Source organism: Alteraurantiacibacter aestuarii (assembly GCF_039523595.1).
GTDB lineage: Bacteria > Pseudomonadota > Alphaproteobacteria > Sphingomonadales > Sphingomonadaceae > Alteraurantiacibacter > Alteraurantiacibacter aestuarii.
Genome location: NZ_BAAAFP010000002.1, coordinates 855,420 through 868,804 on the forward strand (window position 1 = coordinate 855,420; position 13,385 = coordinate 868,804).

Below are 13,385 nucleotides of genomic sequence, written 5' to 3' on the forward strand. Positions count from 1 at the left end.
AGGTCAATCCAGTCATTTGCTTGTCGGGAAAAGGCTAGCCCAAGGGGCAGGGGTTCTCAAAATACGGGTTGCGGGCAAAACGGGCTTTTGCACAGGATATGCCCACCTATTGGCCCGCCGCGGTCAGCGATCGCTGCAAGTTGGCCCAATCGTGCACTCCGGCGACCATGGCGCCATTGATGGCGAAGCTTGGCGTGCCGGGAATTTCCCACCTTGTGTTGTCTGCCCGCGCGCGCTCGGCAACGGCACGTGCGGCTGCTTCATCCGTCAGGCACTGGTCCAGCTGCACAGAGCTGTATCCGCGCGGTTCCATCAGTTCGTAGAAGTCGAGATCGGAGGCGATGGCGCGCATGCGTGCGCCCACCGTGCCGGTGGTCCAGCGTTGGGTCTGTGCCGGAGTGGCCTCTATCGCCACCTGCAGCCAGCGCTCCTGCGCGCGCAGCATGGTGCGGTGATTGCCCCAGAACTTGCTTTCCGGTCCGCATTCGGTGGTCAGCACCGCCGCCAGATCCAGCGGATTGCGGATCACGTGGCGCACTTCCAGACTGGCCTGGCCGGTCTGGATATAGTTGAGCCGCAGGGGCGCATCCGATTGCAGTTCAAAATTGGCGCAATGCGGGCAGGAATAGCTGATAAAGGTGATCAGCTTGGTCGCCGCATCGGGATTGCCCAGACGGTGGCCGCCGTCAGTTTCTGAAAAAGTGGCGCCCCAGTCCTGCGTGCGCGCATTTTGCCCGCTGAGTGTAGTGAGCGGTGCTGCTGCCAGCAACAGCCCTGCCAGAATGGCGCGTTTCATCTGCCTTCGTCCTCTCTTGCCCCGATCGAGCGCGCCAGCGATTCGAGCACCGTGCGCAGTTCGGGGTCGCCAATATCGCGCAGGCTGTCACCCAGTTCCATCGGAATGGGTTTGAGCGACACCGGCGCAGCCCTGTTTGCCTCAGCATTCTGTGGCTTAACCTCACCTTGCCGCATTTTCACGCGGGCAACGGCCTTATAACCGAAGAAACGGTTCACCCGCTCGATTATTTCGGGAATGACGTGCTGGATCAGCGGAGCGTGAGCAGGCTTCACCACCAGCTGGAGGATGCCGTCGGCCTTCTCTCCCGGCGGGAAGCGGATCGATTCGGGGGCGCACACCCTGGCGTGGGTTTCGCCCACGATTTCCGGCCAGCGCGTCACCACCGATGCCTGGACAAAGCCAAAACGGCGAAAAGCGGCGCGGCCGATCTGCGGAACCAGTTCGGACACGGGTCTGGCCATGCCGCCGCGCGGGCGCTCATAGGGTTTCGGCTTCCCCTTGGCAGGACCCCTTGCAGGGGCCTTTGCGGGGGACTTCTTCTCAGGCTTGTCGCTGTCGCGTTCCATTGCGCGGATGGCTATGCCATGACCGGGGCATGGAGGATAGGGTCGCCAGCCTGCTTTTGGATTGGTACGCCGATCATGCGCGCAGCCTGACGTGGCGCGCGGCCCCCGGTAGTGCGCTGCCCGATCCGTACCGCGTGTGGCTGTCCGAAGTGATGTTGCAGCAGACCACCACCGCCGCCGTTGCCCCCTATTTCAGCAGATTTACCCAGAGATGGCCCGACGTGCAGGCTCTCGCCGCTGCACCGGAGGAGGAGGTTATGGCGGCATGGGCGGGCCTTGGATATTACTCGCGCGCCCGCAATCTTGTGGCCGCAGCGCGCGAAGTGGCGGCCATGGGCGGCTTTCCCGATACCGAGGAGGAACTGCGCCAGCTGCCGGGGCTGGGCGCCTATACCGCAGCGGCGATTGCGGCGATTGCCTTTGGCCGGCGCGCCGTGGTGGTGGATGCCAATGTCGAGCGGGTGGTCTCACGCCTGTTCGCGATAGAGGAGCCGCTGCCCGGATCGCGCAAGATCATCCGCCAACGGGCAGACAGCATTACGCCGGACGAGCGATCGGGTGATTTCGCGCAGGCGATGATGGATCTGGGCGCCACCATCTGCACCGCGCGCGATGCCAGGTGCCTGTTGTGTCCGTTGCAGGAAGTCTGTCAGGGCAGGGTAACGGGCGACCCGCTGCGCCTGCCGGTCAAGGCGGCCAAGAAGCCCAAGCCGTCGCGCACCGGAACCGCCTTCTGGATAGAGCGGGACAGCCATGTCTGGCTGGTCACACGGCCGGGCAGGGGCATGCTGGGGGGCATGCGCGCTCTGCCCGATGATGGCTGGTCTGCGGGCAGTGACGGCGATGAGGAGGCCCCGCTGTCAGGCGCGTGGCGCGCGGGCGGCGTGGTGCGGCACAGCTTCACCCATTTCCACCTGGAACTGGGCGTGGCGATCCATGCCGGGGATGATTGTGGTGAGCCATCCGGCCTGACCGGGGGCGAGTGGTGGCCGGTGGCGGAAATCGAAGCTGCCGGCCTGCCGACGCTGTTCGCCAAGGCAGCGCGGCTGGCGCTGGCGCGCGCTTAAAGGACGCCGCCGCCCAGCAACAGGCGGACCACCGCCACGGCAAAGATGATCAGGCAGAAATTGCGGCCACTGTCCGATTTCGAAAGCGCGCCGATGGCAATGCCCACCACAACCAGCGGCAGCGCCAGCCAGTTGCCCCAGCCAAGCAGGGGAATTTGCGACGGGATCACGATCACCAGTGACAGCAATCCGATGAGTATGGAGACAATATTGAGCATGTGTCTTATATAGATAAGACAGTGAAGTCTGACAAGTGTTGCGCCAGATTTATGCCAGTGATCCGTCGGCCTTGCGGGGCTGCAATCGCCTGCTACTGTCCCCGCTCGAACTGGATCAATACCCGGAGAAATCATGTGAACGCCTGCCAGGTTCTGGCCGCAAGTCTCTCGCGGCGCGCGGTGCTGCGCAGCACTGCCATGCTGGGTGCGGGCGCGGCGCTTTCTGCCGCCCCGTTTTCAAGCCCGGCGATGGCGCTGGCCAATGGCGGCTGGCCGCGCGTGCGCCGCATGGTCGATTCCTATGTGGAGGATGGCAAGGTGGCCAATATGGTAGCCGGCCTGGGCTTTGCGCAGGCCAGTCCCACCTTCATCGCCGCCGGGAATACCAGCTTTACCAGCGGCCTGATGGCGGGGCCGGATTCGCTTTACCGGATTTATTCGATGACCAAGCCGGTCACTGCCATGGCGGTGATGATGTGCATTGAAGATGGCCTGCTGACGCTGGACCAGCCGATTGCCGAAATCATTCCCGCCTTTGCCAACATGCAGGTGCAAAAGGAATATGACGGCGCGATCACGGCGGATAATCTGGAGCCCGCCGTGCGCCCCATCACCGTGCGCCACTGCCTGACGCACACGTCTGGCCTTGGCTATTCGATCGTCCAGCAGGGACCGATCGCGGCCTATTACAATGCCAATGGACTGGTGCCCGGCCAGGTCACCCGCCTGCCATTGCCGGACGGGATTTTCAGCGGCAGGCCGGCTCCCAGCCTGGAGGCCTTTGCCCACCAGCTTGCCGCCGCGCCGCTGGTCTATCAGCCGGGCACGCACTGGTCCTATTCCGTCGGGCTGGACCTGCTGGGCCGGGTGATCGAAGTGGTCACCGGCAAGGCGTTCGATACCTTCCTGCAGGAGCGCATCTTCACCCCCTGCGACATGACCAGTACCTTCTTCCGCGTGCCAGAGAGCGAGAAGGCCCGCCTTTCCGCCAATTACTTCGTGCTGGAAGGCGAACTGCTGCCGATCGACCTGCCCGACAGTTCGATCTTTCTGGACAAACCCGCCTTCCCCTTTGGCGGGGCGGGTCTGGTCTCCAGCTCCAGCGATTATGACCGCTTCCTGATGATGCTGGCGGGCTATGGCGCAATCGATGGTGTGCGCGTGATGAGCGAGGCCAGCGTGCGCCTCGCCACGTCCAACCTCCTGCCCGATACGCTCGCCCCCGATGGCGGCTTCAGCTTTGGTGAGCGCAAGTTCGGCTTTGGCGCGGGCGGACTGGTCGGGATTGACGATGCCGATGGCCTGTTTGGCTGGTTTGGCGCGGCGGGAACGGCCGGCCTGGTCAACCTCAAATCCGGCCTCCGGCACAATCTGATGACCCAGTACATGCCCTCCGGCGCCTATCCGGTTTACACCGATTTCCCCGTGCTGGCGGCCACCGACGCCGCAACGCAGACGATATTCCGATAATGGCTGCCGAGATTTCCTTTGCCGCGCACGGGCTGGACCGTGCCGATCACCTGCGCACCGATGCTGACAGGCTGGCGCAGCTGCGCGCCGGTCCCGATGCACTGCTGCTGGCGCTGGATGGCCTTGCGCCCGAACTGGACGCGGATGACCGGCTGGTGTGGACCGGTTTCGGGCAGCTGGCAGACGATGCGGATGTGGTTTTCCTTGGCCTGAAGGATGGCGCGCCCGCCTTTGCCGCTGTGCCGAATGAGGGCGATGACCTGCCCGCCTATGCCCACCGCAAGAGCTGGGCGGCGATCTCGCGTCTCTCGCAGGGAGAACTGGCGCTGTACGGCGGTGCGCGCAGCCTGGTGGACTGGCACGCGCGGCACCGGTTCTGCGCCAAATGCGGCGCGCCCACCGTGCTGGCCAAGGGCGGCTGGCAGCGCGATTGCCCTTCCTGCGAAGCACAGCACTTCCCGCGCACCGATCCCGTCGCCATCATGCTGGTGGAGAACTCCACTGCGAACGGGGGCGAGCTGCTGCTGGGCCGCGGCCCGCATTACCCCGCGCGCAGCTATTCCGCGCTGGCCGGTTTTATCGAGCCGGGGGAAACCATCGAACAGGCCGTATCGCGTGAAGTCCTGGAGGAGGCGGGCGTCACCGTCCATTCGGTCAGCTATATTGCCAGCCAGCCGTGGCCGTTCCCGTCGCAACTGATGATCGGCTGCCACGGTTTCACCGATCAGCGCGATCTGACGGTGGATTATACCGAGCTGGAGGACGCGCGCTGGTTCACCCGCGCCGAAGTGGCGGAGGCGATGGAGCATGGACGCGATGCCACCAGCTTCATTCCGCCGCCCAGACACGCTATTGCCAATCACCTGCTGAGATGGTGGCTGGAGCAAGAGACATGAGCGATAAACTGACCGTGGACATCTGGTCCGACGTGGTGTGCCCCTGGTGCGCGATCGGCTGCACCCAGTTCGAACAGGCCGTGGCCGATCTGGCGGGCGATGTGGACGTGGAAATGCGCTTCATGCCGTTCGAACTGAACCCGCAGATGGGCCCCGAGGGCCACAATCAGGTGGACCTGCTGGCCAAGGCCTATGGCAAGACCCCGGCGGACGTTTTGCAGATGCGCCGCAATGTGGAGGCGACGGGCGCGGAAGCGGGCTTTCCCATGGCCTATTCGGGCGAGGGGGAGGAGCCGGTGCTGATGGTGTGGAACACGCATCAGGCGCACATGCTGCTGCGCTGGGCGCTGACCGTCGCGAATGCGGACGCTCAGGTGAGGCTGAAGAAGGCCATGTTCCGCGCCTATTTCCAGCAACGCCGCAATATCTCCGACCGCGAAGTGCTGCTCGATATAGCCGCAGCCGAGGGTTTCGACCGCGAAGCCGCCGCCGCCGCGCTGGACGATGAGGCGCTGTCCGCAGCGGTGAAAATGGAGGAGCAGCGCGGGCTGCAAAACCAGATCACCTCCGTCCCCACATTCGTGGTCAACGGCAAATATATCCTGCAAGGTGCAGCCCCGCCCGATGATTACAAGCAGGCGCTGTACAAACTCGCCAGCATGGAAGCGATGAGCTGAACGCCCCGATAGCCTGATTACGCGGAGAATCCGGCGGGACGATCAGCGCCTGGTGCGATCGCTCTGGATCTTGGTGCTGGTCTTGCGGCCTTTGAGGGCGTCTTCGGCAGGATTGTCGCTGCCGATGGCGCGTTCCCTGTCATCGGGATCGATCACACGGTTCATCTCGGCGCGCGCACCCACCAGCCTGTTCACCTCGCCGCCGGAAGTGCTGCCTTGCGAAGGGGTGGGAAATTCCGCCATCGAATCGATCAGTTTGTTGTCGGAATGGATTATCCGGCGTTTGGGCATTGGCCTTCTCCTGCTCTTGCGGTTTCGCGCTTGAGCTTTGGAGGATAAGGCCCATGCTGATCGGCCCAAATACGTAATTGGCGAAGGGCCGTGTTCGCAGGACAGATGCGGCGGCCATGCATTCGGGCAGGGCGCAAGGCGATCCCGCGCTAGACCAGCCCGAGTTTGCTCAATTTGCGTACCAGCACGCCGGGCATCGCATCGCCCGCCACTTCGCCGGCGGCCAGGTCCTTTGGCGCGGTCTTTTCGGTCAGGTAGCGCCAGCCCTGATGGCCGCGCTTGGCCTGCGGGTGGACGAGGATGAAACGGTTTTCGAGGATGATGTCCCAGTGCCCGTCGCTGTCGCGCTGCTCAAAGCCCACAATGGGCGATCGGCCCACCAGCGCGCCCTGGAATATCCAATAGAGCGATCCGCCTTCCATCTCCGCATGCCGCTTTGGCAGGTAGCGTGTGCGCACGCGCTTTTGCGCCTCATCTCCGCTGAACCAGTCCTGCACCTCTTCCAGCGAGGCGGCCTTGTAGGCGATCTTGGTCATGTTGAGCGGCATGGGGAGGGAGATAGGGTTTCGGGCGGAAATGCGAAAGCCCCTGTGCCCCATCCTGCCTTTTCTGCGGCAATGCGGGCGGTGATACGGGCGGGGCATTGCCTGTGGCATGACTGGCTGGCGAGCGGGCCGGATTTCGATCGCCGGGCACTGGCGGAATCGAATAATGCATCCGGCGCACCGGGGCACTGGAACAATGCGAGGGACAGGACTAAATACGCCGCTCATCTGGCGAAGCTTTTTTCGCGCAAGGAGCAATTATGGGAAGTCTGTCATTGACCCATTGGGTCATAGTACTGGTGGTTGCGATGGTCCTTTTCGGCCGGGGCCGCATTTCAGAGACGATGGGCGATTTCGGCAAGGGCATTACCAGCTTCCGCAAGGGAATGGCGGGTGAGGATGAGAGTGCTCCTGCCAAGAGCATTGAGACATTGCCCACGATCCGTGCAGAGATTGAATCCGCGCCGGTAAAGCCGGAATAATGGCGCCATCGGGCGCTCCGCCAGAATGATTGGTTTTGTCCTCGTCCGATCCGGCGACAATGTTGTCCGTGAACTTGCCGAGGGCAAGGACGTGGCGGTGGATGGCGCAGCCTTGCTGTGGGAACATATCGAGCAGGCAAGCGATGCCGATATCTCGCTGAAAATTCAGCGGACGGACATTCCCGCCGTCGTGTTTGCCGCCCTTGTCGCATCGGAAACCCGGCCCAGGTGCGACCAGATCGAGGATGGCGCGCTGATCAATCTGAGGGGGCCAGCGGCGCTGCCAGCTCCCGATGGCGACAGGCTGGTTTCCATTCGTGCGTGGGTCCACGGCGACAGGGTGATCTCTGTCAGCCGCCGCGGCCTTGCCGCAACCAGCCAGGTTGCAACGGCGATGAAGGCCGGCGCAATTTCCGATTGCGGCGATCTGGTGGCGGCGTTCTCCCAGTCCATCAGCAATGGTCTGGACCCTCAGGTGGCAAGCCTTGGTGACGATGTTGACGATTGCGAGAGCGAGCTCGAAGCAGGCAATATTTACCAGCTTCGCCGCCGGATCGCGACAATCCGCTCCCAGGCCATCGCCTTCAGGCGCTTTATCGCTCCCAACCGGGATGCGCTGCTGACTCTGGCCGGTCTGAGAGTGGACTGGCTTGCCGACGATGACCGCCTTCACATCCGCGAGGCTGCGGACCGTTTTTCGAGAATGGCGGAGGAACTGGAAGCGATCCGCGAACGCGCCGCCTTGCTGCATGAACAACTCACCGATCTGCGCGCGGAACTGGTTGATCAGCGCAGTCTGATGATTGCGATTGTCGCCTTCATCTTCCTGCCGCTGACATTCATTACCGGGCTGCTGGGCATGAATGTGCAAGGTATTCCCTTTGCCAATCAGCCTTGGGCATTCTGGGGAGTGGTCGCCTTTTGCAACGTGGTGGGGCTTATCGTCCTGGGCTGGTTCGGCATGCGCCACTGGCTGGGCAGGTAATCACCGCCCCTGCGGTGTGACAGCGCTGCTTTGTCAGACGGCCAGGCCAGCCGCCACGGCGAGCCCCAGGAAGGCGAAGAAGCCCATTGAATCGGTTATCATGGTCACGAACACGCTGCTGGCCACGGCGGGGTCCTGATCCAGCCGCTCGAAAATCACTGGCACCGCCACACCGGCCAGGCCTGCGGTGACGATGTTGATGACCACGGCGGTGGTGATCACTGCGCCCAGTTGCGGGGTGAAGATCACCGCCGTTGCCATGCCGATCAGCGCCGCCACGGTCACGCCATTGAGCAGGGCCACGCGAAATTCCCGCCACAGCATGCGCCTGGTGTTGGATTTGGTCAGCTGGTTCATGGCGATGGCGCGCACGGTCACCGCCATCGTCTGCGTGCCGGCATTGCCGCCGATGCTGGCGACAACGGGCATCAGAATGGCCAGCGCCACCAGCTTCTCTATCGCGGCGCCGAATGCGGCGATGATCAGGCTGGCGACCAGCGCCGTGCCCAGATTGGCGATCAGCCAGCGCACGCGGGCGAAATAGGCATCGCGGATCGGCTCGTTAATGTCGCCTTCGCCCGCGCCGGACATCAGCAGGGCATCCTCGCCCGCTTCTTCCTGAATGATGTGGACGATATCATCGACTGTCAGCTGGCCCACCAGCCGCCCGCTCTCATCGACCACGGCGGCGGAGATCAGCGCGTATTTCTGGAACCGCAGCGCCACTTCTTCCTGATCCATGTCCGTGGGGATCAGCGTCTGGTCGCGCTTCATCACATCGGTCAGCGGGATGTGGCGCGGGGTGCGCATGACCCATGAAAGCTGGCAGGTGCCGATCGGGCGATGGCGGTGATCGACCACGAACACTTCCCAGAACTCGGTGGTCAGGTCGTCATGATCGCGCAGATAATCGATCAAATCGCCCACGGTCATGTGTTCGGGCACGGCCACCAGCTCGCGCTGCATCAGGCGGCCGGCGGATTCCTCCGGGTAGGCGAGCGCCGATTCGATGGCTGCGCGGTCCTCGGCGTCCATCTCGGCCAGAACCGCCTGCTGGTCCTCGTCGTCCAGATCCTCGATCAACTGGACGGCATCGTCGGTATCCAGCTGTTCGGCGATTTCGGCCACGGCGGAGGCGGGCAGCGCCTCCACCATGCTTTCACGCACGTAATCGTTGAGCTCGGCGATCACGTCGCCGGTCATCAAATCGGTTATGGCAGAAGCGAGTTCGCGCCGTTCGCCCGGTTCCAGCAGTTCCAGAAGGTCGGCGATGTCGGCCGGGTGGAGCGGTTCCACCAGCTCATAGGCGCGGCTCTCGTCCTCCTCCTCCAGCGCATCGCGTACGGCGCGCACGAATTCCGGCTTGAGGCGGTTTTCCTCGTCAAACTCCTCTCCCTCGCCCTGCACGGCGTTCTCGTCTTCGAGTTCCTGGAGATCGGTTTGAGACATGATCCACGGCCTAATGCCGCCGCGCACAAAAGCAAGCCGCCCGCACCGGTGCGGGGTGACTTTGCCGCCATTGCGCCTATACCCCCACGCAAATTATCAAAGGAGAATATTGCATGGCCGACGAAAAGCTTACCTTCACCCTCGAAACTGCCAATGGTGAGGGCGGTGACGTCGTGATCAAGCTGCGGCCGGACCTTGCGCCGGGGCATGTTGCGCGGATCAAGGAACTGGTGGGCGAAGGCTTTTACGATGGCGTGGTGTTCCACCGCGTGATCCCCGGCTTCATGGCGCAGGGCGGTGATCCCACCGGCACCGGCATGGGCGGTTCCGACAAGCCTGACCTGAAGGCAGAATTCAACGACGCGCCGCATTCGCGCGGTGTATGCTCGATGGCGCGCACGCAGGTGCCCGACAGCGCCAACAGCCAGTTCTTCATCTGCCTGGACGATGCCCGTTTCCTGGATCGGCAATATACCGTCTGGGGCGAAGTGGAGAGCGGCATGGAACATGTCGACGCCCTGCCCAAGGGTGAGCCGCCGCGCGAACCCGGCAAGATCGTCAAGGCCACCATCAGCTGATGATCGCCCGCCGACTTGCGGCGGCCTTGCTGGCTGGCACCCTGTCGGCGGGCCTTTCGGGCTGCCTGCTGCCGCCCGATGCGCCCACCGTGCTCGCCTCTGCGGGCGGGACCGGGCCGGACGATGCCTATGTGGTGTCCAGCGTGGCGCAGGAATATGAAATCCTGCGCCTGCTGGGCCTGCAAAGCCAGTCGCAGGAAGTGCACCGTATCGATGGCCGCACATTCGATGTGCTGCGCGTGATCGATCCCCAGACGCAGGAAGCGCGAGATGTCTGGTTTGACATCTCGCGCTTCTTTGGTCGCGGGTAACAGGGTTCTTCGAGCCCTTGCGCGGTCATCCTCCCGCAGGGAGGATGCGCAGGGGGTTATTCCTGCTCGCGCGTGGGGGCCACGTTGCGCATCTGGATCAGCCATTCGCCGTCGACCTTCACCAGGTCGTCCACGCCCTGACCGGCTGCTGCCACCACGGGAGCGGTGGCGCTGCCTACCGCTCCGCCAGTGCCGAACACGGTCTGGTGGTAATAGTGATAGCGCGCGGAATTCGGCCCGGTGAATTCCAGCCACTGGTTCATCGTGAAGTGGTGCATCTTGGCGATGGCCACGCCTTGCTGGCGGCGTTCTTCCTGACCGGCTGCCAGATCACGGATCATCTGCGCCAGCGCTTCGCGGCCCTGTGTGCGGCCAAATGCGCCATTCGGGGTGAAGTTGGCGGCGTAGGCTTCCGGATCGTAATTATCGAGGCTGCGGTCATAAGCCCACATGCGTGCCTCGATCGCCTCGCGGTCGGCCATGCGCTGCGCCAGCTGTTCGGCATTCATCGCCGCCACGCCGGTTGGCTGCGGCGGAGCGGCGGTGGGCAGGGTGGCCGGGTCCCAATGCTCGTCCGCCTTGCCATCCACGAAACGCCAGGTGTCGAACCAGGTGGTGGTGTAGCTCTCGGCCGGATTATCCGCATAGGGCATGATGCGGCGGGTCAGGATGGTGACGTAATCGCCTTCCGCCATCACCGCGACCACGCCGTTGGGGTCCTCGGCGCTCAGCGCGGGGCAGGGGTTAAGCGGCTCTCGCTTGGCGATTTCCACGAAGTAATAGATCACCCCTTCCAGACCCGATGCGGCGACCGGATTGTGCTGGATATAGGCGTCGGTCAGCCATTCGCCTGCGCGCGCCCACTCATTGCACTTGAGCAGCTCCCGCTGGATGTGCAGCGCCGCCTGCTTGTTGCGATGGAGCACGGGATCGGAGCTGGAGAACAGGCTTTCGGGATCGGGATGCGGCACCACCGGATCGCTGAGCGCGCGCATCTGGGCGCTGACGGCAGTCGGGCTTACGGCCACCAATGCGGCGGCCAGGATCGTGTTGACGAATTTCATGATGTTCCCCTCATATCAGAATCTGCATTCCTGAATGCGAGGGTTGTGCCGCAAATCCCGGCGTGAGGCTAGAGGCCTGCGGTAACCAGCCAATCGTGGAAAATGCGCACCGGGCGCGCTTCCAGATCGACCGGGCGGCAGATGAACCAGTAGCTGTAGGGGCTGGCCACGGACACATCGAACAGCTTGGCCAGGCGCGGATCGTTGTTCCGCTCCATATGATCGTCATGCATCATGGCAATGCCCAGACCCTGCGCCGCGGCCTCCAGGATCAGCTGGCCCGAATCGTAGTGGTCAATCGCCGCCGGGCGCAGCTTTTCAAAGCCGAGCGCCTTCTTCCACGCCTCGAAACTCAGCGCCATGTCGGTGTGCACCAGGAAGGTCTGCTTCTCCAGCGTGGCAAGGTCCGGCTTTGGTCCAAGCTGTGCCGCAAGCTCCTTGCTGCAGATGGCATGGACGGTGTTCTGGTCCAGCTGCACGGCGTGGAACGACGGGTCGGGATCGGTCATCAGCGTGATCGCCGCATCCAGCGTATCGCCCACGCGGTCCACCAGATGCGGGCTGGTGTCGATGTCCAGATGCAGGCGCGGATGCAGGCTGCGCAATTCGGGCAAGCGCGGGAACAGGCGCTGCGTGCCGAACAGCGGCATCACACCCAGCCGCAGACGCAGCAGCTGGAAGTTCTCAGACTGCGATTCCACCGCCGCCGCCAGCGTTTCCAGATGCGGGGCCACGGCATCGTAGAAAGCGCGCCCCTCATCGGTCAGCTTCATCGCCTGCCCCGTGCGCGAGAACAGCTTGCGGCCGGTGAATTCTTCCAGATTGGTGATGCGGCGCGACAGCGCTGACGGGCTCAGCCCCAGCTCACTGGCCGCCGAACGCGCCGATCCAAGGCGCACGACACGTACAAAGGCCTCCAGGGCGCGAAGGGGCGGCAATCGTCTCATCCCGACCCTATGTTCAGAAATATGCAACTCATGTCGAGCGGGTTATTGCGCAAGTGCGAAGAAAAACCCGATCAATCCGCAGATTTGTCGTCCTCACGCTCGCTGGGAGCATGCAGGCGCAGGCGCGTGACGTGCGTTTCATCGCCTGCCAGTACCTCTATCCGCCAGCCACTGGGATGAGTCAGCATGGCGCCGGGCTGCGGCACCTGTTCGGCCAGGATGAAAGCGAGGCCGCCCAGCGTATCGACCGATTCTTCCACTTCGGCGATGCGCGGATCGCCGATTCGCTCGGCCACGTCGTCCAGTTCGGCGCGGGCATCGGCATCCCACATGCCATCACCGATCGGCACCACCAGTTCGACCGGGGCATCGTCATGCTCATCCTCGATGTCGCCAACGATTTCCTCGACCAGATCCTCGATGGTGATGATCCCGTCAGTGCCGGAAAACTCGTCCACCACAATCGCCAGGTGAACACGGCGGCTGCGCATGTCGGCCAGCACGTCCAGCGCGCCGCGCGCCTGCGGCACATACAGCGGCTGGCGCATCAGCGTGGTCCAGTCCTCTGGCGGATCGCGCTTTTCGGCCAGGAAGGTGAACACGTCCTTGATGTGCATCATGCCGATCACATCATCCAGCTGCTCGCGGAAAACGGGCATGCGGGAATGGCCATGTTCGGCAAACAGGGCGACCATCTGATCCCAGCTGGCATCGGCGCGAATGGCGATGATCTCACCGCGCGGGATGGCCACGTCATCGGCATCGTTTTCGCTGAAATGCAGCAGGTTGCGCAGCATCGTCAGCTCAACCGGAGACATGTCGCCGGCAGCCTTCTCTTCCGACCGGCCAGCAGTGGATTGTTCATCCTCATGCTCGTCGATCGCTTCTTCCAGCTGCTCGCGGAAGGAGGTGATGTTATTGGCTTCGAAGAGTGACCGGATTGCGTTCCACAATCCGCCGCTACTGTCTGCGTCTCCCTGCTGGGTTTCGCCGTTCCTGGTAATCTCGGGCATTGCCCCTGTCACTTCCTCTTACTGGCC

General features: G+C 63.4%; 17 protein-coding genes. 8 read left to right on the forward strand and 9 right to left on the reverse strand.

The features are described 5' to 3' along the window. Nucleotides 1-106: 106 nt before the first annotated feature. Together ABDZ98_RS07695 and ABDZ98_RS07700 are read right to left on the reverse strand one after the other, a co-directional pair. Nucleotides 107-796, reverse strand: a complete 690-nt coding sequence (locus ABDZ98_RS07695) for a thioredoxin domain-containing protein (RefSeq protein ID WP_160589843.1) — start codon at nucleotides 794-796, stop codon at nucleotides 107-109. Continuing rightward, the gene (locus tag ABDZ98_RS07700; RefSeq protein ID WP_160589842.1) at nucleotides 793-1,365 is read right to left on the reverse strand and encodes a DUF721 domain-containing protein; all 573 of its coding nucleotides are present in this window, start codon (nucleotides 1,363-1,365) and stop codon (nucleotides 793-795) included. Before ABDZ98_RS07700 ends, ABDZ98_RS07695 begins: the two co-directional genes overlap by 4 nt. Before the next feature lie 29 nt (nucleotides 1,366-1,394). On the opposite strand from ABDZ98_RS07700, the gene ABDZ98_RS07705 reads away from it, so the two are divergent. Next, complete coding sequence (locus ABDZ98_RS07705) at nucleotides 1,395-2,432, forward strand: A/G-specific adenine glycosylase (protein WP_160589841.1); 1,038 nt, start codon at nucleotides 1,395-1,397, stop codon at nucleotides 2,430-2,432. Here ABDZ98_RS07705 and ABDZ98_RS07710 read toward each other — a convergent pair. Next, on the reverse strand, nucleotides 2,429-2,650 hold the full coding sequence (locus ABDZ98_RS07710) for a hypothetical protein (protein ID WP_160589840.1): 222 nt from the start codon (nucleotides 2,648-2,650) through the stop codon (nucleotides 2,429-2,431). The two genes, ABDZ98_RS07705 and ABDZ98_RS07710, sit on opposite strands and share 4 nt — an antisense overlap. 135 nt (nucleotides 2,651-2,785) lie before the next feature. Between ABDZ98_RS07710 and ABDZ98_RS07715 the strand changes: the two genes are divergently transcribed. Genes ABDZ98_RS07715 through ABDZ98_RS07725 form a run of 3 tightly spaced genes read left to right on the forward strand, consistent with a single transcriptional unit; the run spans nucleotide 2,786 to nucleotide 5,693 of the window. Further along, a complete protein-coding gene (locus tag ABDZ98_RS07715) occupies nucleotides 2,786-4,120 on the forward strand; it encodes a serine hydrolase domain-containing protein (protein WP_337190147.1) in 1,335 nt (444 codons plus the stop codon). Beyond that, complete coding sequence (gene nudC / locus ABDZ98_RS07720; RefSeq protein WP_160589838.1) at nucleotides 4,120-5,016, forward strand: NAD(+) diphosphatase; 897 nt, start codon at nucleotides 4,120-4,122, stop codon at nucleotides 5,014-5,016. The genes ABDZ98_RS07715 and nudC overlap by 1 nt, the downstream gene beginning before the upstream one ends. Then, a complete protein-coding gene (locus ABDZ98_RS07725) occupies nucleotides 5,013-5,693 on the forward strand; it encodes a DsbA family oxidoreductase (protein ID WP_160589837.1) in 681 nt (226 codons plus the stop codon). The genes nudC and ABDZ98_RS07725 overlap by 4 nt, the downstream gene beginning before the upstream one ends. Before the next feature lie 42 nt (nucleotides 5,694-5,735). Here the strand turns inward: ABDZ98_RS07725 and ABDZ98_RS07730 are convergent, their stop codons facing one another. Then, nucleotides 5,736-5,984 (reverse strand): hypothetical protein, encoded by a 249-nt coding sequence (locus tag ABDZ98_RS07730; RefSeq protein WP_160589836.1) that lies wholly within the window; start codon nucleotides 5,982-5,984, stop codon nucleotides 5,736-5,738. 149 nt (nucleotides 5,985-6,133) lie between these two features. Continuing rightward, the gene (locus ABDZ98_RS07735; protein ID WP_419866758.1) at nucleotides 6,134-6,520 is read right to left on the reverse strand and encodes a DUF1489 family protein; all 387 of its coding nucleotides are present in this window, start codon (nucleotides 6,518-6,520) and stop codon (nucleotides 6,134-6,136) included. A 269-nt stretch (nucleotides 6,521-6,789) separates the two neighbouring features. On the opposite strand from ABDZ98_RS07735, the gene ABDZ98_RS07740 reads away from it, so the two are divergent. Together ABDZ98_RS07740 and ABDZ98_RS07745 are read left to right on the forward strand one after the other, a co-directional pair. Next, the gene (locus tag ABDZ98_RS07740; RefSeq protein ID WP_160589834.1) at nucleotides 6,790-7,011 is read left to right on the forward strand and encodes a twin-arginine translocase TatA/TatE family subunit; all 222 of its coding nucleotides are present in this window, start codon (nucleotides 6,790-6,792) and stop codon (nucleotides 7,009-7,011) included. A gap of 25 nt (nucleotides 7,012-7,036) precedes the next feature. After that, nucleotides 7,037-7,996, forward strand: coding sequence for a CorA family divalent cation transporter (locus tag ABDZ98_RS07745; protein ID WP_160589833.1), 960 nt, complete (start codon nucleotides 7,037-7,039; stop codon nucleotides 7,994-7,996). Between the two features lie 33 nt (nucleotides 7,997-8,029). Here ABDZ98_RS07745 and mgtE read toward each other — a convergent pair whose 3' ends face one another. Then, nucleotides 8,030-9,445, reverse strand: coding sequence for a magnesium transporter (mgtE, locus tag ABDZ98_RS07750; RefSeq protein WP_160589832.1), 1,416 nt, complete (start codon nucleotides 9,443-9,445; stop codon nucleotides 8,030-8,032). 113 nt (nucleotides 9,446-9,558) lie between these two features. Here mgtE and ABDZ98_RS07755 point away from each other — a divergent pair, with 113 nt between their 5' ends. Both ABDZ98_RS07755 and ABDZ98_RS07760 read left to right on the forward strand, forming a co-directional pair. Continuing rightward, nucleotides 9,559-10,023 (forward strand): peptidylprolyl isomerase, encoded by a 465-nt coding sequence (locus tag ABDZ98_RS07755; protein ID WP_160589831.1) that lies wholly within the window; start codon nucleotides 9,559-9,561, stop codon nucleotides 10,021-10,023. Next, complete coding sequence (locus tag ABDZ98_RS07760; protein WP_160589830.1) at nucleotides 10,023-10,334, forward strand: DUF4919 domain-containing protein; 312 nt, start codon at nucleotides 10,023-10,025, stop codon at nucleotides 10,332-10,334. Before ABDZ98_RS07755 ends, ABDZ98_RS07760 begins: the two co-directional genes overlap by 1 nt. A gap of 56 nt (nucleotides 10,335-10,390) precedes the next feature. Here ABDZ98_RS07760 and ABDZ98_RS07765 read toward each other — a convergent pair whose 3' ends face one another. The 3 genes from ABDZ98_RS07765 to ABDZ98_RS07775 form a co-directional block, all read right to left on the reverse strand. Continuing rightward, nucleotides 10,391-11,398, reverse strand: coding sequence for a nuclear transport factor 2 family protein (locus ABDZ98_RS07765; protein ID WP_160589829.1), 1,008 nt, complete (start codon nucleotides 11,396-11,398; stop codon nucleotides 10,391-10,393). Nucleotides 11,399-11,466: 68 nt separating this feature from the next. Continuing rightward, on the reverse strand, nucleotides 11,467-12,345 hold the full coding sequence (locus tag ABDZ98_RS07770; protein ID WP_160589828.1) for a LysR substrate-binding domain-containing protein: 879 nt from the start codon (nucleotides 12,343-12,345) through the stop codon (nucleotides 11,467-11,469). A gap of 71 nt (nucleotides 12,346-12,416) precedes the next feature. Continuing rightward, nucleotides 12,417-13,358 carry a hemolysin family protein gene (locus ABDZ98_RS07775; protein WP_160589827.1) on the reverse strand — a complete coding sequence of 314 codons (942 nt, stop codon included), beginning with the start codon at nucleotides 13,356-13,358 and terminating at the stop codon, nucleotides 12,417-12,419. Nucleotides 13,359-13,385 lie beyond the last annotated feature (27 nt).